The following is a 24,751-nucleotide window of genomic DNA, read 5'->3' as shown; positions in this document are numbered from 1 at the left end:
CCTCCTTTTAATTTTCTTTAAAAGCTCTCGGATGGTGGGACATATATGTGTTTCTCAGCATTTCCTTCGATACATGCGTGTATATCTGCGTGGAAGACAGATTAGAATGGCCCAAAAGCTCCTGGACGCTTCTTAAGTCAGCCCCTTCATTCAGCAGATGGGTCGCAAACGTATGCCGAAGCATATGCGGGTGTATATGTAAAGTGCCGGATGCCTTTTTTACAAGCCCGCTTAAAATATACCGGATGCCTCTGGCGGTAAGTTGACCGCCTCTTTGATTGACAAACAGCAAATCATGAGGCTCTTTTGCTTTTTCAAGCAGGCACGGCCTTCCGCTATTGATATACAGCTCCAGCGCATCACGGGCATATGAGCCGAACGGGATGTAGCGCTGCTTCCTGCCTTTCCCGTGAACGAGCACCGTATCCATAGATAAGTCAAGATCGCCGACAGTGAGCGTACAGCACTCACTGACCCTCATTCCGGTCGCATATAGAAGCTCAAGCAAGGCCTGATCGCGCATCCCTGACGGCTTGCTTCTGTCTGAAACAGCGAATAGTTCCTCAAGTTCTTTTTCATAAAGAAACTTCGGAATCCGTTTCTCTTGTTTCGGCAGATGAACAAGCTGAAACGGATTCTCTTCAACAAGCTTTTCCCTCATCAAAAATTTATAGAAGCTTCTCAAAGCTGAAATCTTCTTGCTGATTGTTTTTCTTGACAGGCCTTTTTCATAAGCTTCTGTCAAAAATATTCTCACATCATGATATGCAGCTTCTTTCAATCCATTTATATTTTGAGCATGCAGAAACATCCCAAATTCTTCAATCGAATTAACATAATTCACAATAGTATATTGTGAATAATTTTTTTCAATTTGTAAATATTCAACGAATAACTTTAAAAAAAAGTTAACATTCTCCGCCATTATTATGACCTCCCTCTCCGAAGGGCTTTTAAATGGTATCATATAATGCATTGAAGTTGCAATGAAAAGCTATATCGTTTTCGAAATAGTTTGAATAGTCTCAATTGCGCGTTTAGCGTATTCTTCATTTCGTTCTTTTTTGTTTTTAATTTTAACAGGCAGTTCTTTTAACAGACCGAAGTTTGCGTTCATCGGCTGGAAGTTCTTCTGGTTCGTCGTCGTAATGTAATGAGCCATGCTTCCGATCGCCGTCTCCTGAGGGAATGTCACAAGGTCCTGACCGAGCACAAGTTTGGCCGCATTGATTCCCGCCACAAGGCCTGAAGCTGCAGATTCAACATAACCTTCTACGCCGGTCATTTGGCCCGCGAAAAACAGGTCGTTCCGCTGTTTAAATTGATATGTCGGGTTCAAGAGACTAGGCGAGTTGATAAATGTGTTTCTGTGCATGACGCCGTATCTGACAATGTCAACATTTTCAAGTCCGGGGATCAGTTTAAGCACTTCTTTTTGGTCTCCCCATTTTAAATGTGTCTGAAAACCTACAATATTATATAGCGTTCCCGCCGCGTCATCCTGTCTGAGCTGCACGACTGCATAAGGCCGCTTGCCTGTTTTAGGATCTTCCAGTCCGACCGGTTTCATCGGCCCGAACAGCATCGTTTTCTTGCCTCTTTTCGCCATGACCTCAATCGGCATGCAGCCTTCAAAGAAAATTTCTTTTTCGAATTCTTTTAACGGAACCGTCTCAGCCGTCGTCAGCGCTTCATAGAAACGGTCAAACTCTTCTTCTGTCATCGGGCAGTTTAAGTATGCCGCTTCTCCCTTGTCATAACGGGATTTTAAGTACACTTTATCCATATCAAGGCTGTCTTTTTCAACAATCGGCGCCGCCGCGTCATAAAAATACAGGTACTCTTCTCCGGTGAGTTCTTTCAGCTGCTGTGAAAGCGATTCTGACGTAAGCGGTCCGGTCGCAATAACTGTCGGACCTTCCGGAATTTCTGTTACTTCCTCAGTAAGCACCGTTACGTTCGGATGGTTTTTCACGAGATCCGTCACGCTTTGCGCAAATTCATGACGGTCAACGGCAAGCGCTCCCCCTGCCGGAACCGAACATTTATCAGCAGATTGAATGATTGCTGAGTCAAGCGCCCGCATTTCTTCCTTTAATACGCCTACCGCATTGGCAAGCGTATTTGAACGGAGGGAGTTGCTGCATACCAGTTCGGCAAATTTATCAGTATGATGGGCTGCCGTCTGCTTTACGGGCCGCATTTCATATAGTTTTACTTGAATTCCTCGTTTTGCAAGCTGCCATGCCGCTTCACTTCCGGCAAGACCTGCTCCGATTACATTAACTGTTTGCTGGTTCATTTCTTTTCATCTCCTGTTGTTTGTTACTTCCACACAAAGAAGGTGAGCAAGGCTCTGCTCACCGCTACTTCTGTGGTTCTTCCTTATAATCGCATTCGACGCATTGGACTTGTATGCCTTTTTTAAGCTTTTTCTCTACGAGCATATTTTCACATTTCGGGCATTTTCGTTCAATCGGTTTGTCCCAAGATACGAAGTCACAGTCAGGATAACGGTCACAGCCGTAAAAGACGCGTTTCTTTTTTGATTTTCGTTCGACAATGTTTCCTTCATGACACTTAGGACATTTCACGCCGATTTGTTTAACAATCGGTTTAGTATTCCGGCAGTCAGGGAAGTTGGAGCACGCCATGAATTTGCCGTACCGGCCCATTTTATAAACCATCCGGGAGCCGCATAACTCACAATCTTCGTCGGCGTATTCAGGTTCAATTTCCACTTCTTTCATTTCGGCTTCCGCTTTTTTCACACGCTTTTCGAAATCGGAATAGAAGCTGTCAATGATTTGAACCCATTCTGTCTGACCGTCTTCAACATGGTCAAGGTCTCTTTCCATTTTTGCCGTGAATTCAACGTTAATGATTTCCGGGAAAAACTCCATGATGAGATCCAGTACAATCTGTCCGAGCTCAGTCGGCACAAACCGTTTATTGTCTAATGCCACGTAACCGCGCCGCTGGATCGTGTCAAGAGTCGGCGCATATGTGGAAGGACGGCCGATACCGAGTTCTTCAAGCGTTTTTACCAAGCGCGCCTCTGTGTAACGCGGCGGCGGCTGAGTAAAGTGCTGCTCTGGCTCAATATCTTTCGACAAAACCGTGTCTCCCTCTTTAAGGTCCGGAAGCATGCGGTCTTTTTCTTCCAGCTGATCGTCTTTACCCTCTACATAGACTTTCATGAAGCCGGCGAATTTGACTTTACTTCCGTTTGCCCGGAATGTCAATCCGTTATTGCTGAGATCGACACTCATCGTATCCAGAACGGCTGGCGCCATCTGACTTGCAACAAAGCGCTCCCAAATCAGCTTGTATAATCTGAGCTGGTCTCTGCCAAGCACCGCTTTTAAATCAGCAGGTTTTCTGAGTACTGAAGTCGGGCGGATCGCTTCGTGGGCATCTTGAGCGTTTTCATTTTTCTTTGCCGGTTTCCGTTTTCCCGCTAAGTACTCTTTTCCGTACGCCTGATCAATAAAAGCTGACGCCTCTTCAACGGCTGTGTTGGAAATCCTCGTTGAGTCCGTTCTCATATACGTGATGAGTCCGACTGTACCTTCTTTGCCGAGATCAATTCCTTCATATAATTGCTGAGCGATCATCATCGTTTTCTTCGCTCTGAAATTCAGCTTCCTTGCTGCCTCCTGCTGCAGGGTGGACGTTGTAAACGGCAGAGCGGGATTTCGTTTCCGCTCTTTTTTCGTAACCTTGTCTACTGTATACTTATTGCCTTTCAGCTCAGCAAGAACGGCTTTTACGTCTTCTTCGCTTTTTAAAGGAAGCTTTTTGCCGTTTTTTCCGAAAAAGCCGGCTTCAAACGTCTCTTTTCCTTTTAGAAATGAGCCGGTAATCGTCCAGTACTCTTCAGGTTTAAAGTCGTTGATTTCCTTTTCCCGGTCAATGATAATCCGGAGCGCAACGGATTGCACGCGGCCCGCACTGAGGCCTTTTTTTACTTTTTTCCAAAGAATCGGGCTGATTTTGTATCCGACGAGCCGGTCTAGTATGCGGCGCGCCTGCTGCGCATCGACAAGATCCATGTTAATCATGCGCGGATGTTTAAATGATTCCTTAATGGCGTCTTTTGTTATTTCATTAAAGACGACCCGGCAGTCAGAGTTGAGATCCAGATCAAGACTGTGCGCGAGATGCCATGCAATCGCTTCCCCTTCTCTGTCGGGGTCGGCCGCGAGATAGACTTTTTTTGCTTTCTTTGCCGCTGTTTTTAATTCTTTTAAAACAGGGCCTTTTCCGCGGATCGTAATATATTTCGGTTCAAAGTTCTGTTCGATGTCAACTCCCATTTGACTTTTTGGAAGATCCCGGACATGTCCCATTGAAGCTTTGACTTTATATTTCTTTCCTAAATAACGTTCAATCGTTTTCGCCTTTGCCGGCGATTCGACGATGACTAGATAATCAGACATTTTCATCCCCCTCAAGAGGTGTTCTCTCTCTTTTCAAGTATCAATTCATTTTAGAGCTGCCTTTTTATGGCTTTCAACATTTCATTCTTTATGATGAACGTCATTTTATACATGAAAATAATATGCAACTTTAAATCCTCACTATTATTAAATATTACAATACCGTTTGTCAAACGATATTTCAAAAGGGTTCCGTATACTGAACGCATCGGGCGGTCAGCTCTCCGTCAATATCCTCTGCGCACAATACAGCTTTCGCCCCTTCTTGAATGAGTTTTATAGGTCCTCCGGAATATGGATTAAATATGGAACCGGGAACGGCAAATACCTCTCTCCCTTGATCGAGGGCCTGGTAAGCTGTGATTAATGAACCGCTTTTTTCTTTTCCCTGCACGACTACAATTCCTTCACTTAATCCGCTGATTATACGGTTTCTCATCGGAAAGTGCCACTTTTTCGGCTTTGTTTCAGGAGGATGTTCTGAGAGTAGGAGGTGGTGTTCAGCCATGTATTCTGCTAACAGGAGATTTTCCCGGGGATAAATGTGATGGAATCCGCCGGCTATCACGCCGATCGTAAGCCCTTTTGCCCTGATGCTCGCCTTATGAGACAATCCGTCTATGCCGGATGCAAGCCCGCTTACGATGACCCAGCCTTTTTTTGAGAGTTCGGCGGTAAGATGCCCAACCGCTTTTATTCCGTCTTCCGTCGGTTTCCGCGTGCCCACAATCCCAATTTTTCGGCCTTTTTCAAGAAGCTGCGTGTTCCCTTTTGCAAACAAGACGACGGGCGGATCATAAATCGTTTTAAGCCATGAAGGATAGCGGCTTGATGAAATCGGGATGACAGTAATGCCTTCGCGGCGGTATTCGGACAGAACTTCATCGAGTTCCGGATCCTTGCGCTCTATTTCTCGAAAAATGGCTTTCGGAGCTGTTTTCCCTTCTGATAAAACGGTTAATGGATGCGGGTCCCGTAAAAAAGACAGGGAGTGATCAGCTTTCCACCATTTTAATAGAAGAGACGGGGAAATAATTTGATTGATACTGCAGACCATTAAACAGCGCGATGCTTGATCCAAATCTGGCAACCTCCTCTTTTTTTTACAGTAAAAACAGGAACAGCCGTTACGGCTGCCCCTGCTTCGTTCAGTGAGTTTTGCACGTTTCAAATAAGCCTTTTTCTTTTAACACCTTAATCAGCGTTTCGCCCATTACAGAAGGGGTTTCCGCCACTTCAATCCCGCAGGCGTTCATCGTTTTGACTTTTTCTTCTGCCGTGCCTTTTCCTCCGGAGATGATGGCGCCCGCATGGCCCATGCGTTTTCCCGGAGGAGCGGTTTTACCGCCGATAAAGCCGACAACAGGCTTCGTCATGTTTGCTTTCACCCACTCAGCCGCTTCCTCTTCAGCCGTGCCGCCGATTTCTCCGATCATGATGACGGCATGTGTTTCAGGATCTTCATTGAACGCTTTTAACACGTCAATAAAGTTCGTGCCGTTGACCGGATCACCGCCGATTCCTACAGCGGTAGATTGGCCTAAGCCGGCTTCTGAAAGCTGATGGACGGCCTCGTATGTCAATGTACCCGAACGGGATACAACGCCTACATGCCCCTTCTTATGAATGTATCCCGGCATAATGCCGATTTTGCATTCTTCAGGCGTAATAACACCCGGGCAGTTCGGCCCTATTAATCTCGTTTTCTTGCCTTCCATAAAGCGCTTCACTTTCACCATGTCCAAAACCGGAATGTGCTCAGTGATACAAATGACAAGATCAATTTCCGCGTCAACCGCTTCCATAATTGCGTCCGCCGCAAACGGAGCCGGCACGTAAATGACTGACGCATCAGCGCCTGTTGTATGAACTGCTTCTGCGACCGTATTGAATACCGGTACGCCTTCTGCCTCCGTTCCGCCTTTGCCAGGTGTTACACCGCCAACGATATTCGTGCCGTATTCCAGCATCTGCTTTGTATGAAATAAAGCGGTAGAACCTGTAATCCCCTGTACAATAACTCTCGTATCTTTATTGATAAAAACACTCATTATCTGGTCCCCTGCCTTTCATTCTTTCCTAAACTAAGGATACGATTTTCTGCGCGCCGTCTGCCATTGATTCCGCAGATGTAATGTTTAAGCCTGATTCATTCAGGATTTTCTTTCCTAAATCTACGTTTGTCCCTTCAAGGCGCACGACCAGCGGCAATGTCAATCCGACTTGTCTCGTCGCTTCAACAACACCCTCGGCGATGACATCACACTTCATGATGCCTCCGAAAATATTGACGAAAATTCCTTTTACGTTTTGATCGGAAAGAATGATTTTAAAAGCTTCCGTTACTTTTTCAGCGGTTGCGCCGCCCCCGACATCCAGGAAGTTTGCAGGTTCTCCGCCGTAGTGTTTAATGATATCCATTGTAGACATTGCAAGACCCGCGCCGTTTACCATACAGCCGATATTTCCATCAAGGGAAATGTAGCTCAGATCGTATTTTGACGCTTCGATTTCTTTCGGATCTTCTTCATCTAAATCTCTGTATTCCATAATATCTTTTTGTCTGTATAACGCATTGCTGTCAAAGTTCAGCTTAGCATCGAGCGCCATGACGTTTCCGTCTCCCGTGACGACGAGAGGGTTGATCTCTGCGATAGAGCAGTCCTTCTCAACAAATGCTTTATATAAACCGAGCATAAATTTAGCGGCTTTGCCGACAAGCTCTTTCGGGATGTTAATTGCGAATGCAATTTCCCTTGCCTGATAGCCTTGAAGGCCGACAGCCGGATCAATAACCGCTTTTTTAATTTTTTCAGGTGTTTTTTCCGCTACTTCTTCAATCTCCGTTCCGCCTTCTTCAGACGCCATTAAAACGATTCTTGAAGTGGCGCGGTCAAGCACAAGCCCGACATAGTATTCCTTTTTAATATCGCAGCCTTCTTCAATAAGTAAGCGTTTTATTACTTGTCCGTCCGGACCCGTTTGATGGGTGACGAGCGTCTTGCCTAACAGTTCTTCGGCATACCCCTTCACTTCATCTATTGTTTTTGCAATCTTTACCCCACCAGCTTTGCCGCGGCCGCCAGCATGGATTTGCGCCTTTACGACATAAACCGAGCTTGACAGGCTCTCTGCTTTTTCAACTGCTTCCTCTGCTGTAAAAGCCACTTTACCTTCAGGAACAGACACCCCGTATTTTCTGAGGACTTCTTTTCCCTGGTACTCATGGATATTCATTTCCCATCCTCCTAACTTATGTAGCAAAACTAAAAATAGACTGCGCTTTCATTCTATATAATACTGGAAGAATTGTCTAGGGTTCAAAACAAAATCTTTATATCCTTCCGAACATTCTAACTTTTATTTTATTGAAAATATAAATTTATACGGAGTCTGGGAAATGAATGTTCCTTATTTTTCGTTTTTCAGGCTTTCATCCAGTCGGTAAACAAATGAAAAAATTTCAGCAACGGTCTCATAAAGCGCTTCCGGTATCTGATCGTCAACCGTCAAATGGCGCATTAATTCGACAAGGGTTCTGTCTTCCTGAATTGGAACCCCCGCCTTCTCAGCTTCTTTTATGATATTTTCCGCGACATGCCCCCTGCCTGTCGCGATAACCTTCGGAGCTTGGTCTTTCTGCCGGTCGTAATGCAGGGCGACAGCTCTTCTTAACGGTGTTTGCTCTTTCATATTTTCACATCCACTTTTCGTCCGCCGTCTTTTTCTATAAACTCTTCCACAAGAGCGCTCTGGTCTTTCGGTCGCCGCTTTTTAGCCGTAACGCCCGACAGGCTGAACCCCGTTTCTTTTACAGCCTCTTTTAAAGCCGGTACGAGAGGGTCGATGGCCGCCTGAAGCTCAAAATCGGTTTCAACCGTAATGGTCATTACATTTTGCTGAACCATACAGTCTACGACGGTTTCTTGCAGCGTTTCAAGGTGCAGCAAAAACAGAAGCCTGCAATGTGACGGATCGAGTTTTCCGTCCGGCTTCTTTCGTCCTTTAAAGAGAACTGTGATGTCATTCTCATATGCGGACGCTCCCAGCGGAAATGACAGCACCATCTGTGTAAAAGATGGGTTCTGCTGCTCAATAAACAGCTGCCCGTTTAATTTATGAATGAGCGGTTCCGCCTCTTGTTTAACGGATTGGGGCGCGTCTTGGAGCGTCCGGACGGCGTGGAGAGCCGTTTTTAGCGCTTGTTTCTCCGGCTGCGGAGTCACGCCTTTTTCAAGCGCTGTAATGAATGATAATTCATCACGGGTGCCCAGCCCTTTTTTGATTCTTTGCAAAAGGCTTAATACGTCATGTTTTTCTGCATATTTCAGTTCAGTAAGCTGAACGGCTTTTTCGAAAACAGCCGCCTCCTGTTCTGTCAGATGTACGTTTTGGAGAACAAGTGCTGTTTTGGATGTTTTTTCTTGAGAAATGAAAGCCTTGATGATGTCCGCTGTTTCTTTTACGGGACGGTTTTCATTCTTTTCTGCCGATGTCATTAATTTTTCGATAAGCTGTCTTGCCGCTTTTTCAGGCAGCTCCGTATCTGTCCGGGCACGTGGAGGAGAAGGGCGGCTTGAGACTGCCTTTACGTTTTCACGAGTCTCTCGGACAATTGGTGATTGTTTTAATTCCGTCCGTTCTCCTTTATTCATCGTCCCGGTTTCTGAAATCGGCATGCGTGCGGCCTCGGCAAGCTTCTTCAAGAGGCGCTCAGCATGAAGATCCGTTTCCGCGTCTAACACGTCAGAAACCGCCTCTTGAAGCGCGGACAGCTCTTTTGCCGATTGCGGAGCCTGGTTGATTGCCTGAAGCAGTCCGGATAGAAGGCGGCGGGCCGGAACCGGATATTTAACGGCATGAATGGCTGACAAGACTTCCGCATGCGCGGGCAGTTCCCGTTTCAGCGCAAATACGATTGTTTCTGCCGCCTTTTTCGATTCGGCGGCCGGAAGCGATTCAGCCCAGCGGATGCAGGCTTTGAGGCTGTTTTCCGTCATTGGGAGCTTCTGCTGCATAAACGTTTCGGCAATCTGCAGAGATACCGGGTTCGGTTTGACGGAAAGAGCGTTTAACAGTCTTCCCGCCGCTTCCTGAACGGTTTTCGGGCTTCCTTCAAATTGGTCAACAACATGAAGCCGGCCCATTTTTTCCGCCGGCTGTCTGTCATAAGAAAACCAGTAATACGCCTGAGGACGGAGGGCGGTTTCAAGCTTTCCCTGCATCGTCCGGCCGCCGATTTGGATAAGCGCGCTTTGATCGTCCAGCAAACGGAGAACCTTCCCTAACAGCAGTCTTTTTTCGCCGCTGTCTTTACCGCCGTCTTGCCGATCCTGAGAGATTTCCGCCGTCAGCTGTCTGAAAGCCGCTTGGATTTCGCCGCTTATGTTCATGTCTTAAGCCTCTTTTCTAACAATAAGATTGAACGGGAGCGAATGTTTTTCGGTGAATATTTGTCGGTCCGTATGCCTGAAGAGCTTCAAGATGTTCTTTCGTTCCGTAGCCTTTATTTTTTTCAAAGCCGTACATGGGATAGGTTTTGGCGTATTCCGCCATGAGACGGTCCCGCGTTACTTTAGCAATGCAGGCTCCGGCGGCAATTGATACGCTTTTGGCATCCCCTTTTATAACAGATGACTGCGGAATGTCAAGCGGAAGCGTCATGGCATCTGCAAGCAGATAATCAGGTGTTTCCGATAAAGCATTGACCGCTTTTACCATCGCGAGTCTCGCGGCCTCATAAATGTTGATCCGGTCAATGACATCCGCATGGACAATGCCTACTCCTATCGCTGCGGCTTCTTCCGTAATCCGATCGTAATACTCCCCGAGCTTCTTTTCCGACAGTTTCTTCGAGTCCGTGAGCCCGAGAATCTCGCATTCTGCCGGCAAAATGACAGCACCGGCGACAACCGGTCCGGCAAGCGGCCCTCTTCCCGCTTCGTCAACGCCTGCAATCAGGCGGAAACCCTTTTTGTATGACAGCCTTTCGTATGCCGTCATGTTCAGCCACTGCTCTTTAAGGGCTTTTTCCTTCGCGTGTTTTTTCAGCCATTGCTCTAAAAGCGTCTGTACGCTTTTTCTCGGATCTTTTTCACATTGGGCAAGGAAGGGGTCTCTTTCATCTTTGACCTCTTGCAGGCGTTCTTTTACGCTTTTTACGGTTAATGTATTCACGTTCTCTTCTCCCTTACATTATGTATATCGGTATTCTGCGGAAAAAATAAAGACCCGCATCGCTGCGCGTCTTTATTCTGATGGCGTTTCAAATGAAAGCCTGCCGAACTTTTCCGTCCGGATGTCCCGGATGATGACTTCTGTCGTTTTATCGTAGTCAATCAGTCCGCCGCCCATTAAACAGCCGCGTTTTTCACCGATCGCGTCAAAAAGAGCGGCGATATCCTCAGGGATTTCCTGAAGTCCGTAACGCTCCTTTAAGCGGTCTGGATAATGCTCTTCCAGAAAGCGCAGCCCGAAAATGGCCACATCCTGCAGGTTGATAATGGAATCTTTAATCGCCCCGGTGATCGCCAGGCGCAAACCGACAAGCTCGTCTTCAAATTTAGGCCATAAAATCCCCGGTGTATCGAGCAGCTCTAATTCCTTGCCTACCTTTACCCACTGCTGGGAAGTGGTAATGCCGGGCCTGTCTCCCGTCTTGGCAATATTTTTTTTGGCCAGACGGTTGATGAGCGTCGATTTCCCGACGTTCGGAATGCCGATGATTAATGCGCGGATCGCTCTTGGCTTAATGCCTTTTGCTTTCATTTTATCGAACTTATCTTTCAGCAGTTCTTTCGAGGACGGCACGATTTGATGCAGCCCCTGTCCGTTAACGGAATTTATTGAAAGAGAGGGAATCCCCTGTCCCTGAAAGTGATCCTTCCATTGGGCCGTTACAGCCGCATCGGCCTTATCGGCTTTATTTAAAAGCATAATGCGCGGCTTATTTTTTAAAATTTCCTCAATCATCGGATTTCTCGATGACATCGGTATTCTCGCATCCACCAATTCGTAGACGATATCAATTAATTTCAGTTTTTCTGTTACTTCCCGTCTCGCTTTAGCCATATGGCCCGGGAACCATTGAATGGTCATGTGACTTCGACACCTGCCTTATTTGCCGGAACTGTATGTCCCGGTGATCTCTTATGTATTTTACGTTGCTTGTTCCGCTTTTACAAATGTCATATAAAAAAAGAGCCTGTTACGGGTAACAAGCTCTTTTCGTTCGTTATCATTATCGTCTGATTTCTTTAATACGAGCCGCTTTTCCGCGAAGTTCACGCAAGTAGTAAAGCTTAGCGCGACGTACTTTACCGTAACGTACAACTTCGATTTTCGCGATTTTTGGTGTGTGTACAGGGAATGTACGTTCAACGCCAACACCGTAAGAAATCTTACGAACTGTGAACGTTTCGCTGATTCCACCACCACGACGCTTGATCACAACACCTTCGAAGATCTGGATACGCTCACGGTTACCCTCAACAACTTTTACGTGTACACGTAAAGTGTCACCAGGACGGAACGCAGGAAGATCAGTGCGAAGCTGTTCTTTTGTGATATCTTGAATTAGTTTTTGCATCGTTTTCAACTCCTTCCAACAGATGCTCTTAGCCACAACTGCAAGGCACAGCGGAACATCGTTTTCAAGCTTTTGAAGGATAAGCCTTCTTAAGCCACAAGTAGTATCTTATCATATCTTCATTGCCTGCGCAATAGAATCTATTCGTTTTCCCACTCGGAAATCCATTTTCTTTGCTCATCGGTGAGAGGATAGTTTTCAAGAAGGTCCGGACGTCTTAAAAAGGTTCTTCTGATTGATTCTTTATTGCGCCATTCTTTTATTTTGGCATGGTTGCCGGACAGAAGCGTCTCAGGCACTTTTAAGCCTTTATAATCTGCAGGCCTTGTATAATGCGGATGCTCTAAAAGCCCCGTGCTGAAGGAATCCTCCACGTGGGATGCTTCTTTTCCGAGGACACCCGGCAAAAGCCTGACAACGCTGTCGGCAATCATCATGGCCGGGAGCTCTCCGCCTGTCAGCACAAAATCCCCAATGGAGATTTCATCCGTGACAAGGTGTTCCCGGATCCGTTCATCATACCCTTCATAATGTCCGCAAATAAACATCAGATGTTCCTCTTCCGCCAGCTCCTCGGCTTTCTTCTGCGTATAACGTTCACCTTGTGGGCAGACGAGAATAATGCGCGGCTTGGCGTCCGTACCGGCTGTCAGCTTTTCAACAGCATCAAACACAGGCTGCGGCTTTAACACCATCCCGGCTCCCCCGCCGTACGGGTAATCATCAACCGTTTGGTGTTTATTATCCGAAAAAGCCCGGAAATTGATGACGTCAAAACGGACAGCCTCTTTTTCCTGTGCTTTTTGCAGGATGGATGAGCCGAGAACCCCTTGAAACATCTCGGGAAACAGTGTTAAAAAGTCGATTTTCATTCGTCTATTAACCCTTCCATTACATGGATCTTAATTGTCTTCTCATTTATATTAATATCCTTGACCACAGAAGCGATATACGGAATGAGCGCATCTTTTTTCCCTTTTCTTGCAACCACCCATACGTCATTAGCCCCGGGCGTCAAGATTTCCTTCACTGTGCCGATCAGTTCCCCGTCCTCTGATACCACTTCGCAGCCGATGATTTCATGAAAATAAAATTCATCTTCTTCAAGCTCTCCCAAGTCTTCTTCAGGGACTTTGATCACCATGTTTCTTAGGTGTTCGACTTCATTAAGACTCGGCATTTCTTTGAATTGCAGCAGGTGAAACTGCTTGTGAAGCCTGTGGGTGCTGACTGTTACTTTGATTGGCTCCGCAGCCCCTCCCGCAAACAAATAGAGCGTATTGCCGGGCTTGTACCGTTCTTCGGCAAAGTCCGTTTTAGAAATGACCCGCACTTCGCCTTTAATGCCGTGGGTATTTACAATTTTGCCTACATTAAACCATCTGTTTGTCATATTATCACCTCGGGCGAATTTCAATTACTACCCCGTCTTTTATGACGATGGTATTTGCCGCTGTTTTTTCATGCCAGTTATCACCGACGTTGATTGAAAGCAGCGCATCGATCTCCTTTTCCTTCACTTCGCTTCCGAGCGGGAGCGAATGTGTCTGGCTTATTTGGAAATCGATCATTTTGATTTTGTCTTGTCTTTTTTCAATGGCTTTTTTAAACGATTCCGCCACATCGGGATTCTGCTGATCTTTTTCATGTTTTCTAAGCTGAAAATAGAGCTGGCTGCATTCTCGTTCAAGCGTTTGCTTTTTTTCTGCAAAAGAGGCCAAAAGCTTTTCCTTGCTTTGCTCGGTCAGAACTTGCATAACGGTTACCCTGTGAATAATCTGCATAGGACCAGACTCCCCACTCTTCCAACATATTTCTGTTCATTTGCCTTTTTTACGTGTAAAAAAAGGGGAGGTGCCGGCCCTCTCCCTTTCAGTCAAATATTTCAAATTGAACTTTCTTAGAAGACTGTGCGCCAGCTGCAAAAACGACGGTTCGAATCGCTCTTGCAGTCCGGCCTTGCTTTCCGATAATTTTACCGGTATCTGACTTATTGACAGATAAGCGCAGCGCAATCTTTTGATCGGTCTCTTCTTTTGTGACCGTTATGTCTTCCGGATGGTCGACAAGCGGAGCCACAATGCTGACAATCAAATCTTCCAAGTTCTGATCAGTCATTACTTGCCTTGTTTAGCGTTGTGGAATTTTTCCATAATTCCTTGGCTTGAGAACAAGTTGCGGACTGTATCAGAAGGTTTAGCTCCTGTTTGCAGCCATTTAAGAGCAAGCTCTTCGTTGATTTTCACTTCAGCCGGCTTTGCAACCGGGTTGTATGTTCCGACTGTTTCGATGAAACGGCCGTCACGCGGTGAACGAGAATCTGCTACAACAATACGATAGAAAGGAGATTTTTTTGCTCCCATACGTTTTAAACGAATTTTTACTGCCATTTTACTAGCACCTCCGAAAATATTTCAACAAGATAGTATATTAACAATGATAAAAGTGTTTGTAAAGTGTTTTTTCTTAACAACGGTTTTATCATGTATAACCGATTACATAAAAGGTAATTTAAAGCCTTTTTTCTTCCCTTTTGTCATGTTGGTCATCTGCTTCATCATTTTTTTCATTTCCTCAAACTGCTTTAAAAGACGGTTGACTTCCTGAACGGATGTTCCGCTTCCTTTGGCAATCCGCTTCCGCCGGTTGGCGTTAATGATATCCGGCTGTTCTTTTTCAAGAACAGTCATTGATTTAATGATCGCTTCCACATGATTCAGCTGTTTTTCATCGACTTGGATGTTTTTTAAGCCTTTCATTTTGCCTGCGCTGGGCATCATTTGCAGCAGTTCGTCAAGAGGCCCCATGTTTCGGACCTGGCCGAGCTGCTCAAGAAAATCATCCAATGTGAAGCTCATCGTTCTCATTTTCTGCTCAAGCTCTTTGGCTTTGTCTTCATCAACGGTCGCCTGAGCTTTTTCAATCAGGGTTAAAACGTCACCCATTCCGAGAATCCGGGATGCCATACGCTCGGGATGGAACGCTTCTAAAGCGTCGAGTTTTTCTCCCATTCCGGCGAATTTAATCGGCGTTTCAGTGACTGCGCGGATAGAAAGCGCCGCACCTCCGCGGGTATCCCCGTCAAGCTTTGTTAAAACGACGCCCGTTAAACCGAGCTGGTCATTAAAGCTTTTGGCGACGTTCACCGCATCCTGACCGGTCATTGAATCGACGACAAGGAAAATTTCTTCAGGGTTTGCGACTTCCTTTACGCCGGAGAGCTCATCCATCAGTTCGTGATCGATGTGCAGCCGTCCGGCGGTATCTAAAATCACATAATCATGATGCTCTTCCTTCGCTTTTTCAATCGCCTGTCTGGCAATTTCCACCGGGCTGACCTGATCGCCAAGCGAAAAGACCGGCATATCAAGCTGTTTCCCCAGTGTTTCTAGCTGCTTAATCGCAGCGGGACGGTAAATATCTGCAGCCACGAGCAGCGGTTTGCGGTTATGTTTTTTGCGCAGCAGGTTGGCGAGCTTCCCCGTGGTTGTCGTTTTACCGGCACCTTGGAGCCCGACCATCATAATAACGGTCGGCGGGCGTTTGGCGACGGCAATTTTGCTTTCTTCGCCGCCCATCAGCTCGGTAAGCTCTTCTTTTACGACTTTAATAACCTGCTGACCGGGTGTCAGACTTTTCATGACTTCCTGTCCGACAGCCCGTTCACTTACTTTTTTCACAAAATCCTTTACGACTTTAAAGTTAACGTCAGCCTCAAGAAGCGCAAGACGAACTTCACGCATCATCTCTTTTACGTCTTGTTCGCTGACTTTTCCTTTTCCGCGGATTTTTGAAATCGTCTTTTGCAGTCGGTCGGCTAATCCTTCAAATGCCATTGTTTGCCGCCTCCTAATCTAATTTCTCAAGCGCTTCAATCAGAGCCGTCATTTTTTCCTCTTCCTGCAAGCCGGAAGCAAGCTCTTTCAGCTTTGTAAACATTTCTTTACGCTCCTGAAACTTTTTAAAAAGGAGCAGTTTTTCTTCATATTGTTCAAGCATCGCTTCAGTCCGTTTGATGTTATCGTAAACGGCTTGCCTTGAAACGTCATACTCTTCGGCTATTTCACCAAGGGAGAAATCGTCCAGATAATAAAGCGACATATAGCTCTTTTGTTTTGACGTCAGCAACGACTGATAGAAGTCAAACAAATAGTTCATTCTCGTCGTTTTTTCGAGCGACATTTGAGCTCTCCCCTTTGTTAAGTCAAATCCCTTTACAAAAACATAGTTTACATGGTTTCAGAGCGTGTGTCAAGTTTTTATCTTGTCAAAGCATGAGGCTCTTTTTACATAATAAGTTTTTAAAAAAATTCATATAGACCGCCGTTAAAATACTCGAATTCTTGTTTTGATACACGATAGCGGCAATAGCCTTCGTAAAAAGCATTGAGGTATGCTTCCTTTGTGACAAAATGACGGATCGCTAATGATTCATCATATCGCGGATCTCCCGCCGATATTCCCGCAGCATCGATAAACAGACAGACCTCTCCGTCTTTCACCAGCACATTATCAGCCGTGCAGTCACCGTGAATCATTGTCTGCTGAACAGGAACAGGCCTGTACAGGTCCAATTCCTTCAAAAGCTCTGCACTTCCTTCAGCCTGTCCTTTTTTGACATATTCCCCGGCTCGTTTAATTTGCAGATCGAGCCAGTCTGTTTCCGGCTGTAAACCAGGCACCATTTCGGTTTCATGCAGCCGTTGCAGAAACTGGCCGAAACTTTTGATCAGCTTTTTCTTTTCAGTATCCCCTTTTGCTTTTCTTAAAGCAGAAGTCAAGGTGATTCCATCCTCAAATGACATGACGATATGGCTGGCATGCCGTTCCTGTATAAATCCATAATAAACGGGAACAGGCAGATGATGAGTTTTTGTGAGCTTCTGCAAAACAAAGGCTTCTCTCCTTAACCATTCCCGATACCTCTGTTGAAAAGAACTTTTCAGCAGAAATGCGCCTTGGCCGGTCACTATTTTTCGAACGGTTGAAGTGCCTCCCTGTTCATCCAGCAGCGACATATGTTTTATCGCGCCGATCTTACTTTCCAATTCAGCTTTCAGCCATTTGTCCAACAACTGCCCCTCCATTCCGAGTATCAATGCGTATAAAAAAACGAGTATAAAATGGACGGTTTTATACTCGTTTTTTATTCATTAATCCTCGGCTTTTTCAACTAAATCAGAAAAGAGACCGTATACGTAAGATTCTGCATCAAACCGCTGGAGATCGTCAACCTTTTCTCCGAGGCCGACCAATTTCACGGGGATGTGAAGCTCATTGCGGATCGCCAGGACGATACCGCCTTTTGCGGTGCCGTCAAGCTTCGTTAACGCGATACCCGTCACATTCGTCGCTTTGGAGAATTCTTTCGCCTGCGCCATCGCATTCTGACCTGTCGTCGCGTCAAGCGCGAGCAGAACCTCATGCGGAGCCTCAGGCACTTCTCGTTCGATGACGCGTTTGACTTTTTCAAGCTCTTTCATTAAGTTTACTTTATTCTGAAGGCGGCCGGCCGTATCACAAATCAGCACATCCGCGCCTCTTGCTTTAGCCGCGTGTACGGCATCGTAAATAACCGCTGCAGGGTCGCTCCCGGCAGCCTGCTTAATGACAGGCACGCCAGTACGCTCCCCCCACACTTCAAGCTGTTCAATCGCCCCGGCTCTGAAGGTGTCTCCGGCAGCAAGCACAACGGATTTGCCTTCATTCTTCAGCTTATGGGCCAGCTTTCCGATCGTTGTCGTTTTTCCGACGCCATTTACGCCGACAAGAAGAATAACATTTAAGCGCCCGTCCTGAATATTCAGTTCAGAAATCTGTTCGTCGCCGCTATTATAAATGTCGACGAGCTTTTCAGAAATGACGGACTGCACTTCCTGAGGGTCCTGGATGTTTTTCAGCTTCACTTCTTTTTTGAGCTCGTCGATCAGTTCCATAACTGTTGTGAAACCGACGTCAGCGCTAATCAGCACTTCCTCAAGCTCTTCGAAGAAATCTTCGTCGACTTTCCGGTAGCGGGAGACGAGCTCGTTCACTTTATTTGAGAAGGAATTTCTTGTTTTTTCGAGACCATCTTTAAATTTTTCAGAGACGGAGTCTGTCTGTTTCGTGATTTTCTCTTTTAATTTTTTAAAAAAGCTCATCTTTCAACCTCTTTCCTCGTTACTGAACGAATTCTTTTGTTTCTTCCAGTTTGACCGAAACCATTCGGGAAACGCCGGATTCCTGCATCGTCACACCGTAGAGGACATCCGCTTCTTCCATGGTGCCTTTTCTGTGGGTGATGACGATAAACTGGCTGTCGCTGCTGTATTTTTTTAAGTATTGCGCAAACCTGAATACATTGGCTTCATCAAGCGCGGCTTCCACTTCATCAAGCACGCAGAACGGAACAGGCCTTACTTTCAAAATGGAGAATAAAAGGGCAATGGCGGTCAGCGCCCGTTCTCCCCCTGACAAAAGATTTAAGTTTTGCAGTTTTTTGCCCGGAGGCTGGGCGATAATGTCCACCCCTGAGTTGAGAAGGTCATTCGGATCGGTCAGCTTCAGTTCAGCGCGCCCTCCTCCGAACAAGGAACGGAACACGTCGTTGAATTGAGAACGGATCTGGATAAACGTTTCATGGAACCGCTTCGTCATTTCGGAATCCATTTCTTCAATGACTTGGAACAGTGTATTTTTCGCATCCGTCAGATCATTTTTCTGCTCCGTTAAAAACTGATACCGTTCGTTCACTCTTTCAAACTCATCGATGCTGCCGAGATTGACCGTTCCGAGCTCTTCAATTGAAAGCTTGATCAGTTTGACCCGTTTTCTCGCCTCTTCAGGCTCGAGTTCGAGCTGATATTGTTCTTTTGCCCCTTCAAAGGATAAGCTGTACTCCTCACGTAAATATTGCAAGAGGTTATCAAGCTCAACTTCCATCCGGCCGAGTTTTACCTCTTCATCTTTCAGAATGTCTGTTTTTTGCCTGTACAGACGCTTCATCTCTTTCAGTTCAAGCTCGTTCGTATCAAGCGCCCTCTGAAGTTTCACACGCTGATCGCGCCGGCTGGCGATCAATTCGATTGTTCTCGTTTTATCGTGAAGCTTATGTTGGGCTGCTTCTTCAAGCTGCTCCTCACCGCTTGTGCTGGACGTCATCTCTGAGGTCAGGAGGCTTAAATCTTCCCGTGTTTCTTTCAGGGCGAGCTGCGTTTCTTCAAGCTCTTTTTTCAGCCTTTTGAGGTTGTCTTCCTCACTTGAGCAAGCCTGTTCTTTTTTCGCCGCGGCCACTTTACATTCCGTCAGTTCATGAGAGAGCGTTTCTTTTGTTGAGGATAGGGTCTGCTTTTGTTTTGTCAGCCTGTCCATCTCTTCCTCAAGCTCTTTCAGCTGGCCGGATGCCTCACTCAGCTGTTCTTCCAATGCTGATTTCCGCGCCTCTTTTTCCCGGCTGCTTTCCGTCAGTGATGCTTTCTCCTGATCGTAAAGCTCCAGATGGGTATTGATGTTCTTTTCGGCGACTTCGAGTTCATACAGCCTGCCTTTTACATCCTGCTGCTTTGTTCTGAAAGCCTCACCGTCTTCACGGAGACCGTTCAGCGTATGTTCAAGCTCTTGAATCGCTTGTTTCAGCGATTTGACCTCTTTTTCGAGGCTAGCTGTTTTTTCTTCCATCTCGGCGAGCCGCGCCGTCACCGTCTCAAGCTCACGGCTTCTGCCGAGCAGAGAATTGTTTTTCTTTTTAACTGCGCCGCCTGTCATTGATCCGCCGGGATTGACGACATCGCCTTCAAGCGTCACGATGCGGTAGCGGTGCCCGACAAGCTTGGCGAGTTCATTCGCACCTTTTAAATCTTCAGTGATCAGCACGGTGCCGAGAAGGTTTTCAATGACATTCCGATACGCCGCATCATACGTGACAAGCCCGCTCGCTGCACCGAGGAAAGACGGATGCTTCGAAGCCGTCTGTTCATCACGGGTTTGGAGCTGGCGCGGTTTCATGACCGTAAGCGGCAGAAACGTCGCGCGGCCGAAGGAATTCTGTTTTAAATATTGAATCGCTTTCCGCGCCGCCTGCTCATCGTCTGTGACAACGTGCTGCGCCGCCGCGCCGAGTGCAATCTCGATCGCCGTTTCATATTTTTGTTCAGTGGAAATCAGTTCGAGAACGGCGCCGCGGATGCCGCCAAGCTGCTCCTTCTGCTTCAGTACTTCTTTTACGCCTTGGTAAAACCCTGAAAAATCGCCTTGCATCGTTTCAAGCATATCTTTTTTAGATCTGGCCTGCTGTACAAATTGATACGCCTGATACAGGGCTGATTCTTTCTTTTCATACTGGCGTTTTTTCTGTTCATATGCGGTCTGGACTTCGCGAAAGCGGCCGACCTGATTGTCAATATCCGCTTCAACTGCGGCAAGTTCTTCTTCGCATGCCGCTTTGCGGACGGAAATATCATTTCGTTCCTGAAGATATTTTTCATTGTTTGCGGTCAGTCTCGCCTGCTGGACGGCAGATTGGGACATCTGATCATCTAAAAGCTGCAGCTCGTTGCGGATCGACGCCTGGCTGTTTAACAATTCGAAGTAATCGCTTTTTAATTGTTCGATTTTCTCTTCGACGTTTTCATTATGAAGGCTGAGCGCCTGCTGCTTTTCTTTCACCTGGGCATTTAACCGCTTCACTTCGGCACGCAGCTTATCAAAGACGGCAGACTGTTTTTCAATAGCCGATTTCAGTTCTGCTTCTTTCTTTGTGTAATGTGTGACCGATTCCTCAAGCTGTTCCCGGTTTTGCGCGGCGTTTTTTTTGCGCTCTTTCAGCACTTCTTTCCGGCCTTCCAGCTTTTCAAGCTCTTCACTTGTCACGAGCAGAACCTGCTGCAGCTCGTTGACGGATTCGTCGAGCGCGTGGATTTTATCTCTCGTCTCTTCTATCGCCGCTTCTTTAGCGGAGATCGCCGACGATTCCGCCAATTCTTCTTCTTTAGCAGCCTGCACCTTGTCTTTTAAACCCGACCATTTGCCATGCAGTTCTTCGATATCAAAGGCTGTTAGGGCGATTTCGACGTGCTCAAGCTCTTTCTTTTTTTCTAAGTAGTCTTTGGCGATTGATGCCTGGATTTTCAGCGGTTCGACCTGATCTTCGAGCTCGTGAAGAATATCTTCCACCCTGTTTAAGTTATCCTGCGTCTCAAACAGTTTGTTTTCCGCTTTTTTCTTTCGTGTTTTATATTTCAGCACGCCGGCCGCTTCTTCAAAAATACTGCGTCGGTCTTCCGCTTTGCTGCTTAAAATCTCTTCGACTTTCCCCTGGCTGATAATGGAAAACGCTTCTTTCCCGAGCCCGGAGTCCATAAATAAGTCAATGATGTCTTTCAGGCGGCACTGCTGATTGTTGATGAGAAATTCACTTTCTCCGGAACGGTAAACCCGTCTCGTCACGCTGACTTCGTGATAATCGATCGGGAGAAAATGATCTTCATTATCAAGCGTTAACGTGACTTCCGCAAGGTTAAGCCGCTTGCGTGAATCACTTCCGGCAAAAATGATATCTTCCATTTTTCCGCCCCGAAGCGAGCGGGCTGATTGTTCGCCGAGCACCCAGCGGATGGCTTCGGTAATGTTGCTCTTTCCGCTGCCGTTTGGACCGACAACGGCCGTGACGCCTTTTACAAAGTCAACGGATATCCGTTCTGCAAATGATTTAAATCCTATAACGTCTAAACGTTTGAGGAACATCCCAGATCCTCCTTATCGTATAAGTATCTCAATATTATCATAATCCCCCGCTTATATCAGGCGCAGACATATTGAAATCCCCCTAGGGGTACAGGGGGATTTTATTGTTTCGTATGGTGTTTTTGCAATTTTGCAAGAGCTTCCTGTGCTGCATGCTGCTCGGCTTCTTTTTTGGAACGTCCGTTCCCGATGCCGAGCGCCTCACCTTTAAGAGAGACAAGCGCCTCGAATTCCCGGTTGTGGGCAGGTCCTTTTTCATTGAGAATTTTGTACTCAAGCGATCCTTTTCCGTCCCTCTGCACAAATTCTTGAAGCTGGCTTTTGAAATCCATCACATGAGAAAAAGCACCATCGTTTATTTTAGGGAACACGTACTCTTTCAGGAATTGCTGAACCGGCTCAAGGCCCTGATCCAGATACAGTGCGCCGATAAACGCTTCAAACACATCCGCTAAAAGCGCAGGACGCTTTCTGCCGCCCGTCATTTCTTCTCCTTTACCCAAAAGAACAAGATCGCCGAATGACAATTCGTGGGCAAGGGAGACGAGTGACGGCTCGCATACGATAGCGGCTCTCAGCTTCGTCAAATCTCCTTCACTCATGGCCGGATATTTGGCAAATAAGAATTGGGAGATCGTCAGTTCCAAAACAGCGTCACCTAAAAATTCAAGCCTTTCATTGTCTTCATACGGCTTTTTCCGATGCTCATTCACATAAGATGAATGTGTAAATGCTTGATACAAAAGTTTCTCGTTTTGAAAATGAACTGAAATCCGTTCTTGGAACTCTTTAAATTGCTCTATTTTTTTATAGAACTTTTTTTTATCTTTAAAATGTGAGTGTTTTGACATAGTAACCTCCATAGGCACATCAGGTTCACCGCGCTTCCCGCCGTAAACGGAATCGGCAGCGCGTTCAGCGTCAGACGCCGGTAACCGAACGGTTAAAGGGCTAAAGCCCCGCTGTCAGGCGGGACTTTTAGCATCAGCTTATTGCTGGTTTTGTATGTAGTTCACAGCGTCGCCGACTGTTGCAATCTTTTCAGCATCTTCGTCAGAAATCTCCATATCAAACTCGTCTTCAAGTTCCATAACAAGCTCAACTACATCTAGGGAATCAGCACCTAAGTCTTCCTTGAAAGAAGCTTCAAGTTTGACGTCAGCTTCATCAACGCCAAGGCGGTCTACGATGATTTTCGTTACACGCTCTAATGTATCTGCCATAGCAATTCACCTCCCCTCAAGTATTATAGAGGATTCGTTTTTAAAAAACTAGAGAAACTAGGATGAATTTTTAAAAACAAATCTTTACATCACCATTCCGCCGTCAATATGGAGGGTCTGACCCGTCATATAACGCGATCCTTCAGAAGCAAGGAACGTGACAACGCTGCTGATATCGGAAGGATCACCGAAACGCGCGAGCGGAATCTGCTTCAGCATTTCATCTTGGACTTCTTTAGAAAGCTTGTCCGTCATATCCGTAGAAATAAAGCCCGGAGCGATGGCGTTGACCGTAATATTACGGCTCGCAAGCTCTTTGGCAGAGGACTTTGTCAAGCCGATCACACCGGCTTTTGCCGCCACATAGTTCGCCTGGCCCGGGTTTCCGCTGACGCCGACGATTGATGATACGTTGATAATCCGGCCGGAGCGCTGTTTCATCATCTGTCTTGTCACGGCTTTCGTGCAGTTGAAAACACCTTTCAGGTTAATGTTGATGACGTCATCCCATTCATTTTCTTTCATTCTCATCAGGAGATTGTCCTTTGTGATTCCCGCATTGTTCACGAGAATGTCGATTGAAGAGAATTCGGCGACAGCCTCTTTCATCATGTTTTGTACTTCTTCGGAATTTGATACATCGGCTTTTACCGCGATCGCATTTCGGCCCAAAGATTTGATTTCATCTACGACTTCGTTCGCTTTCGCTTCACTTCCGGAGTAATTGACAACTACGTTACATCCGTTTTTCGCAAGATCAAGCGCGATCGCCCGCCCGATTCCGCGGGACGCTCCCGTTACGACTGCTGTTTTTTCATTAAGCATCCTGATTCTCCTCCTTCAGCGTTTGAATCGCCAATTCAATGGTTTCATGGTCAGAAACCGCGATTGTTTTCAGACGGCGGTTCACTTTTTTCACAAGGCCTGAAAGCACTTTTCCGGGACCGATTTCAACAAACGTCGTGACTCCTTCGTCAATCAGTTTGTTAATCGTTTCTTCAAAGCGTACAGGTGAATAAAGCTGTTCGATCAGCTTTTTCTTGATATCGTCTTTTTCTGTCATGATGTCAGCCGAAACGTTTGATATAACGGGAACAGCCGCACTTTTCAGCTCACAGGCGCTGAGCACCTCTTCGAGTTTTTCCGCCGCGGGCTTCATTAATTCAGAATGGAACGGTCCGCTTACTTCTAGCGGGATCGCCCGTTTTGCCCCATTGTTTTTCGCTTCTTCTGAAGCAAGCTCCACGCCTTTTGCCGTTCCGGAAATCACGATCTGGCCGGGGCAGTTCAGGTTTGCAAGCTGTACGAGGTGGCCGTTTTCCGTCACTTGATCCGTCACCTTTTTCAAGGATTCCGCATCCATTCCGAGAATAGCGGCCATTGCGCCTTCTCCCGCCGGTACGGCTTCATTCATGAATTCTCCCCGTTTTCTTACCGTGTAAACGGCATCTTTAAATGTCATCGCTCCCGCAGCAACAAGCGCCGAATATTCTCCGAGGCTGTGGCCGGCTGTGAAATCCGGCGTGATGCCGGATTCTTTAAACTTTTCCAATACGGCAATGCTTGTTGTTAACAGCGCAGGCTGCGCATTGTATGTAAGGGTTAATTCTTCAGCATCGCCTTCAAAAATGAGCGAGCTCAGCTTTGTTTCAAGCGTTTCATCCGCTTCATCAAAAATACGTTTTGACGCTTCTTCGCGTTCGTACAGGTCTTTTCCCATACCGATATATTGTGATCCCTGTCCGGGAAATAAAAATGCAATCTTACTCATGGTG

General features: G+C 46.4%; 25 protein-coding genes. All 25 read right to left on the bottom strand.

All coding sequences use genetic code 11. The features are described from left to right. Positions 1-7 precede the first annotated feature (7 nt). The 25 genes from xerC to fabD all read right to left on the bottom strand — a co-directional run bounded on the left by xerC (position 8) and on the right by fabD (position 24,747). On the bottom strand, positions 8-925 hold the full coding sequence (xerC, locus tag ABDB98_RS08290) for a tyrosine recombinase XerC (RefSeq protein WP_060962798.1): 918 nt from the start codon (positions 923-925) through the stop codon (positions 8-10). A gap of 69 nt (positions 926-994) precedes the next feature. Next, on the bottom strand, positions 995-2,302 hold the full coding sequence (gene trmFO / locus ABDB98_RS08285; RefSeq protein WP_016936130.1) for an FADH(2)-oxidizing methylenetetrahydrofolate--tRNA-(uracil(54)-C(5))-methyltransferase TrmFO: 1,308 nt from the start codon (positions 2,300-2,302) through the stop codon (positions 995-997). Positions 2,303-2,366: 64 nt separating this feature from the next. Beyond that, complete coding sequence (gene topA, locus ABDB98_RS08280) at positions 2,367-4,442, bottom strand: type I DNA topoisomerase (protein WP_045926121.1); 2,076 nt, start codon at positions 4,440-4,442, stop codon at positions 2,367-2,369. 181 nt (positions 4,443-4,623) lie between these two features. Then, complete coding sequence (gene dprA / locus ABDB98_RS08275; RefSeq protein ID WP_060962800.1) at positions 4,624-5,523, bottom strand: DNA-processing protein DprA; 900 nt, start codon at positions 5,521-5,523, stop codon at positions 4,624-4,626. A gap of 67 nt (positions 5,524-5,590) precedes the next feature. After that, positions 5,591-6,493 (bottom strand): succinate--CoA ligase subunit alpha, encoded by a 903-nt coding sequence (gene sucD, locus ABDB98_RS08270; RefSeq protein WP_060962801.1) that lies wholly within the window; start codon positions 6,491-6,493, stop codon positions 5,591-5,593. A gap of 28 nt (positions 6,494-6,521) precedes the next feature. Further along, on the bottom strand, positions 6,522-7,679 hold the full coding sequence (gene sucC, locus ABDB98_RS08265) for an ADP-forming succinate--CoA ligase subunit beta (RefSeq protein ID WP_016936134.1): 1,158 nt from the start codon (positions 7,677-7,679) through the stop codon (positions 6,522-6,524). A gap of 174 nt (positions 7,680-7,853) precedes the next feature. Then, positions 7,854-8,135 carry a FlhB-like flagellar biosynthesis protein gene (locus ABDB98_RS08260; protein WP_045506187.1) on the bottom strand — a complete coding sequence of 94 codons (282 nt, stop codon included), beginning with the start codon at positions 8,133-8,135 and terminating at the stop codon, positions 7,854-7,856. Continuing rightward, a complete protein-coding gene (locus tag ABDB98_RS08255) occupies positions 8,132-9,835 on the bottom strand; it encodes a glycosyl transferase (RefSeq protein ID WP_438421919.1) in 1,704 nt (567 codons plus the stop codon). Before ABDB98_RS08255 ends, ABDB98_RS08260 begins: the two co-directional genes overlap by 4 nt. Before the next feature lie 16 nt (positions 9,836-9,851). After that, positions 9,852-10,619 carry a ribonuclease HII gene (locus tag ABDB98_RS08250; RefSeq protein WP_060962804.1) on the bottom strand — a complete coding sequence of 256 codons (768 nt, stop codon included), beginning with the start codon at positions 10,617-10,619 and terminating at the stop codon, positions 9,852-9,854. A 72-nt stretch (positions 10,620-10,691) separates the two neighbouring features. After that, a complete protein-coding gene (gene ylqF / locus ABDB98_RS08245) occupies positions 10,692-11,540 on the bottom strand; it encodes a ribosome biogenesis GTPase YlqF (RefSeq protein ID WP_016936138.1) in 849 nt (282 codons plus the stop codon). 142 nt (positions 11,541-11,682) lie between these two features. Then, the gene (gene rplS / locus ABDB98_RS08240) at positions 11,683-12,030 is read right to left on the bottom strand and encodes a 50S ribosomal protein L19 (protein WP_003154288.1); all 348 of its coding nucleotides are present in this window, start codon (positions 12,028-12,030) and stop codon (positions 11,683-11,685) included. A 140-nt stretch (positions 12,031-12,170) separates the two neighbouring features. After that, positions 12,171-12,902 (bottom strand): tRNA (guanosine(37)-N1)-methyltransferase TrmD, encoded by a 732-nt coding sequence (gene trmD, locus ABDB98_RS08235; protein ID WP_045926117.1) that lies wholly within the window; start codon positions 12,900-12,902, stop codon positions 12,171-12,173. Then, positions 12,899-13,423, bottom strand: coding sequence for a ribosome maturation factor RimM (rimM, locus tag ABDB98_RS08230; protein WP_438421918.1), 525 nt, complete (start codon positions 13,421-13,423; stop codon positions 12,899-12,901). Before rimM ends, trmD begins: the two co-directional genes overlap by 4 nt. Before the next feature lie 4 nt (positions 13,424-13,427). Beyond that, positions 13,428-13,814 carry a YlqD family protein gene (locus tag ABDB98_RS08225; RefSeq protein ID WP_016936141.1) on the bottom strand — a complete coding sequence of 129 codons (387 nt, stop codon included), beginning with the start codon at positions 13,812-13,814 and terminating at the stop codon, positions 13,428-13,430. 88 nt (positions 13,815-13,902) lie between these two features. Continuing rightward, complete coding sequence (locus tag ABDB98_RS08220) at positions 13,903-14,148, bottom strand: KH domain-containing protein (RefSeq protein WP_007611392.1); 246 nt, start codon at positions 14,146-14,148, stop codon at positions 13,903-13,905. Next, entirely contained in the window at positions 14,148-14,420 is a 273-nt protein-coding gene (gene rpsP, locus ABDB98_RS08215; protein ID WP_003154296.1) for a 30S ribosomal protein S16, read from the bottom strand. Before rpsP ends, ABDB98_RS08220 begins: the two co-directional genes overlap by 1 nt. A 105-nt stretch (positions 14,421-14,525) precedes the next feature. Further along, positions 14,526-15,866, bottom strand: coding sequence for a signal recognition particle protein (gene ffh, locus ABDB98_RS08210; protein WP_438421917.1), 1,341 nt, complete (start codon positions 15,864-15,866; stop codon positions 14,526-14,528). Between the two features lie 13 nt (positions 15,867-15,879). Then, positions 15,880-16,212, bottom strand: coding sequence for a putative DNA-binding protein (locus ABDB98_RS08205; RefSeq protein WP_003154299.1), 333 nt, complete (start codon positions 16,210-16,212; stop codon positions 15,880-15,882). A 119-nt stretch (positions 16,213-16,331) separates the two neighbouring features. Further along, positions 16,332-17,102, bottom strand: a complete 771-nt coding sequence (locus ABDB98_RS08200; RefSeq protein ID WP_438421914.1) for a phosphotransferase family protein — start codon at positions 17,100-17,102, stop codon at positions 16,332-16,334. 81 nt (positions 17,103-17,183) lie between these two features. Beyond that, positions 17,184-18,173, bottom strand: coding sequence for a signal recognition particle-docking protein FtsY (gene ftsY, locus ABDB98_RS08195; protein WP_047475039.1), 990 nt, complete (start codon positions 18,171-18,173; stop codon positions 17,184-17,186). Between the two features lie 19 nt (positions 18,174-18,192). After that, positions 18,193-21,753 carry a chromosome segregation protein SMC gene (smc, locus tag ABDB98_RS08190; RefSeq protein WP_438421913.1) on the bottom strand — a complete coding sequence of 1,187 codons (3,561 nt, stop codon included), beginning with the start codon at positions 21,751-21,753 and terminating at the stop codon, positions 18,193-18,195. A 101-nt stretch (positions 21,754-21,854) separates the two neighbouring features. Continuing rightward, positions 21,855-22,604: a ribonuclease III gene (rncS, locus tag ABDB98_RS08185; RefSeq protein WP_003154303.1), complete on the bottom strand. Its 750-nt coding sequence runs from the start codon at positions 22,602-22,604 to the stop codon at positions 21,855-21,857. Between the two features lie 138 nt (positions 22,605-22,742). Continuing rightward, positions 22,743-22,976 carry an acyl carrier protein gene (gene acpP, locus ABDB98_RS08180; RefSeq protein ID WP_003154310.1) on the bottom strand — a complete coding sequence of 78 codons (234 nt, stop codon included), beginning with the start codon at positions 22,974-22,976 and terminating at the stop codon, positions 22,743-22,745. An 84-nt stretch (positions 22,977-23,060) separates the two neighbouring features. Next, on the bottom strand, positions 23,061-23,801 hold the full coding sequence (fabG, locus tag ABDB98_RS08175; protein WP_016936146.1) for a 3-oxoacyl-[acyl-carrier-protein] reductase: 741 nt from the start codon (positions 23,799-23,801) through the stop codon (positions 23,061-23,063). After that, positions 23,794-24,747 carry an ACP S-malonyltransferase gene (fabD, locus tag ABDB98_RS08170; protein WP_016936147.1) on the bottom strand — a complete coding sequence of 318 codons (954 nt, stop codon included), beginning with the start codon at positions 24,745-24,747 and terminating at the stop codon, positions 23,794-23,796. The genes fabG and fabD overlap by 8 nt, the downstream gene beginning before the upstream one ends. Positions 24,748-24,751: the final 4 nt, after the last annotated feature.

This window comes from Bacillus siamensis (assembly GCF_051628075.1).
GTDB lineage: Bacteria > Bacillota > Bacilli > Bacillales > Bacillaceae > Bacillus > Bacillus siamensis.
This window is presented reverse-complemented; position numbering and strand designations above follow the sequence as displayed.

What these genes read in the sequence shown, in the direction of transcription:
- xerC (WP_060962798.1), bottom strand. Translation starts at nt 925, where the DNA reads ATGGCGGAGAATGTTAACTTTTTTTTAAAGTTATTCGTTGAATATTTA.
- trmFO (WP_016936130.1), bottom strand. Translation starts at nt 2,302, where the DNA reads ATGAACCAGCAAACAGTTAATGTAATCGGAGCAGGTCTTGCCGGAAGT.
- topA (WP_045926121.1), bottom strand. Translation starts at nt 4,442, where the DNA reads ATGTCTGATTATCTAGTCATCGTCGAATCGCCGGCAAAGGCGAAAACG.
- sucD (WP_060962801.1), bottom strand. Translation starts at nt 6,493, where the DNA reads ATGAGTGTTTTTATCAATAAAGATACGAGAGTTATTGTACAGGGGATT.
- sucC (WP_016936134.1), bottom strand. Translation starts at nt 7,679, where the DNA reads ATGAATATCCATGAGTACCAGGGAAAAGAAGTCCTCAGAAAATACGGG.
- ABDB98_RS08260 (WP_045506187.1), bottom strand. Translation starts at nt 8,135, where the DNA reads ATGAAAGAGCAAACACCGTTAAGAAGAGCTGTCGCCCTGCATTACGAC.
- ABDB98_RS08255 (WP_438421919.1), bottom strand. Translation starts at nt 9,835, where the DNA reads ATGAACATAAGCGGCGAAATCCAAGCGGCTTTCAGACAGCTGACGGCG.
- ylqF (WP_016936138.1), bottom strand. Translation starts at nt 11,540, where the DNA reads ATGACCATTCAATGGTTCCCGGGCCATATGGCTAAAGCGAGACGGGAA.
- rplS (WP_003154288.1), bottom strand. Translation starts at nt 12,030, where the DNA reads ATGCAAAAACTAATTCAAGATATCACAAAAGAACAGCTTCGCACTGAT.
- trmD (WP_045926117.1), bottom strand. Translation starts at nt 12,902, where the DNA reads ATGAAAATCGACTTTTTAACACTGTTTCCCGAGATGTTTCAAGGGGTT.
- rimM (WP_438421918.1), bottom strand. Translation starts at nt 13,423, where the DNA reads ATGACAAACAGATGGTTTAATGTAGGCAAAATTGTAAATACCCACGGC.
- ABDB98_RS08225 (WP_016936141.1), bottom strand. Translation starts at nt 13,814, where the DNA reads ATGCAGATTATTCACAGGGTAACCGTTATGCAAGTTCTGACCGAGCAA.
- ABDB98_RS08220 (WP_007611392.1), bottom strand. Translation starts at nt 14,148, where the DNA reads ATGACTGATCAGAACTTGGAAGATTTGATTGTCAGCATTGTGGCTCCG.
- rpsP (WP_003154296.1), bottom strand. Translation starts at nt 14,420, where the DNA reads ATGGCAGTAAAAATTCGTTTAAAACGTATGGGAGCAAAAAAATCTCCT.
- ffh (WP_438421917.1), bottom strand. Translation starts at nt 15,866, where the DNA reads ATGGCATTTGAAGGATTAGCCGACCGACTGCAAAAGACGATTTCAAAA.
- ABDB98_RS08205 (WP_003154299.1), bottom strand. Translation starts at nt 16,212, where the DNA reads ATGTCGCTCGAAAAAACGACGAGAATGAACTATTTGTTTGACTTCTAT.
- ftsY (WP_047475039.1), bottom strand. Translation starts at nt 18,173, where the DNA reads ATGAGCTTTTTTAAAAAATTAAAAGAGAAAATCACGAAACAGACAGAC.
- smc (WP_438421913.1), bottom strand. Translation starts at nt 21,753, where the DNA reads ATGTTCCTCAAACGTTTAGACGTTATAGGATTTAAATCATTTGCAGAA.
- rncS (WP_003154303.1), bottom strand. Translation starts at nt 22,604, where the DNA reads ATGTCAAAACACTCACATTTTAAAGATAAAAAAAAGTTCTATAAAAAA.
- acpP (WP_003154310.1), bottom strand. Translation starts at nt 22,976, where the DNA reads ATGGCAGATACATTAGAGCGTGTAACGAAAATCATCGTAGACCGCCTT.
- fabG (WP_016936146.1), bottom strand. Translation starts at nt 23,801, where the DNA reads ATGCTTAATGAAAAAACAGCAGTCGTAACGGGAGCGTCCCGCGGAATC.
- fabD (WP_016936147.1), bottom strand. Translation starts at nt 24,747, where the DNA reads ATGAGTAAGATTGCATTTTTATTTCCCGGACAGGGATCACAATATATC.